At 28.3% G+C, this 2,201-nt stretch carries 2 protein-coding genes; both read right to left on the bottom strand.

Annotation, left to right across the window (positions count from 1 at the left end; translation table 11 throughout):
• Positions 1-83: 83 nt before the first annotated feature.
• Entirely contained in the window at positions 84-1,298 is a 1,215-nt protein-coding gene (locus HM985_RS17030; protein ID WP_179377406.1) for a hypothetical protein, read from the bottom strand.
• Between the two features lie 145 nt (positions 1,299-1,443).
• The gene (locus HM985_RS17035; RefSeq protein ID WP_179377407.1) at positions 1,444-2,040 is read right to left on the bottom strand and encodes a hypothetical protein; all 597 of its coding nucleotides are present in this window, start codon (positions 2,038-2,040) and stop codon (positions 1,444-1,446) included.
• Between the last annotated feature and the right edge of the window lie 161 nt (positions 2,041-2,201).

A 2,201-nucleotide genomic window follows, 5' to 3' on the forward strand; every position in this document is an offset into this window, starting at 1 on the left:
CTATGATAATAATTACAGAAGTACTTTAGCAATAAATTAATAAGTTTTTACTTGTTTTTTACCACAGTACTTTGTTGCAATAGTTATTTTACTTTCTGTTCAAATTTAAAGGACTCTTTTCCATTGGTAACTACAATTTCATAAGTTCCTTTTTTCAAACCAAGATTACAGTTTTCTGTTTTATTTTCTGCTTCTGTAATGTCAACTGGAATTGCGAAATTTATATCTTCTCCTTTTTTGAATGCTAAAACCATAACTGGAAATTCAATTTGAATGTCGTTTAGCAATATAGAAACATTTTTATTTCCATTTTCAAATAGCCAATTAGGTCTATTATTAATATATTCTGTATTTGGATGAAACACGACAATATCTGTGAAAGCTTCACCACGTTCATATTTTAAAGGGTTTTTGTTTTTATCTATTAAAACAGTAGATTCTGATATGTTAAGGGCTTTTAAAAATGGTTGATTTAATTCTGATGTTCCTCTTTCACTAAATTTAGTTTGATTTATTGTCAAAGGATCTATTCCTGTATATTCAGTTAATCTACTTGCCATAGCTTTTTCCCAGTAATCGTGATTTCCTTCTAATGCGTGGTCATAACCACAATGAATTAAATACTTTTCATTCGGCTTTGAGTCGATTACTTTTTGAATATTTTTTGCTTGCTCAATTTCTCTTGGCTTTCCACTACCTTTTCCCATATTTTCATAAGCAAATAAATTATAACCAATATCTAAAGCATCTCTAACTAAATTCCCAAATTGAGGGTCTTTTATATAATATCCTGTTTTTTGTACTGGATATTTTCTATTATTTAGAGTTGTATTTAAGCTGTCATTATTGGTTAAGGCTTCAAGTCCCAAATTAGTATATCCATTATCGTATAATTCTTTAAGAAGTGATTTTGTAAATACACGATTAAACGAATTATGGTGAGCTTCGTTTATGATTACTATTTGATTTTCTTTTGCTTTTTCTATAATATAATTTCGAGCATTAACTTTTTCATATTTATTATTTATAGAATCTATTTGTCTTTTTGAAAAGTTTTTTTCTTTTCCTCCCATTCCTAAATCATACTGAATTAAAGCATTTTTATAGTCTCCTTTTGTAGCATAACTTGTTGCAGATTTTTGATATTTCCAATTGACTGTATCTTTAGAAGTCTCATTCTCAATTACTGAAGAAAATTTATAATTTGTTTCAAAATCAATTTTTTCAATTGTTCTTTTTTCTTCTTTACAAGATGTTAAAAGAAGAATGACTGTTAATATATAAAATGTTTCTCTCATAATTATTGCCAACGTGTTTGTGTATGGTTAGTTGCGTGGTTTAGCAACTAAGTTAGCAAACTTTTACGAACCCGTGAATATTCCGCAGGAATATTCGCAAGTAGAGAAGAAAACAGCAATTAATTATACACGGTGTTGTACCACGTTATTTTGCAAATTCGTTTAAATCATTTCTTATTTCTTTCAAATGCTCTTTATATTTTATTTTTTTCTCTTCGTGTTTCTGTTTCATTTGAAGTAAAAACTCTTTGTATTTGCCTATTTTTTTCCTGAAAATCTCGTCAGAGTCAGATTCTTTAAAATCTATTCTTTCCATTTCTTGAAAAATCTTGTAGGTTTCGGTATTCAGTTTGTCAAAGTATGATGTGTCAATATCGTAGAACATATGAATATGATGATGCTCTAAAGACTTTGGGTTTAAAGTTCGTTCAGCTATTTTGTCTATTGTCGACTGAGTGGATTCCGAAAGAGGACCGAAAAAACCTTGTTCTATTTGTATGTCAATTTGATGAATCATAAGTCCTATTAGTTCCAATTGTTCATAATAGAATTCAGATGTTTTTTTTGCCGCCTCTAATTTTTCTGTCCAATATGTTTTTTTTATTTCTTTCCTGTATCTCTTATTCTCTAAAAAAGTATCTATAAAAGTTTTAGCTATAAATCCGATAGCAGTAAATGAAGTAGCTAAAAAAAATGTAACCAATTCGGGATTTTCTTTTAATGTATCATAAATACTTTTCATTCGTTATCGGTTTTTGTATTATACTGATATAGGTTGACTCTTTTTGGTTAATATTTAGACGTTCAAAAGATTTTTTTTTCAGCCGTTTAGAAGGCAAAAAATAGTTTGAACTAGGTCAGTTCTTAAATCGTAAGTTCAGGTAAATTTACATTATTTTTTCG

The organism is Winogradskyella wichelsiae (genome assembly GCF_013403925.1).
Taxonomy (GTDB): Bacteria; Bacteroidota; Bacteroidia; order Flavobacteriales; family Flavobacteriaceae; genus Winogradskyella; species Winogradskyella wichelsiae.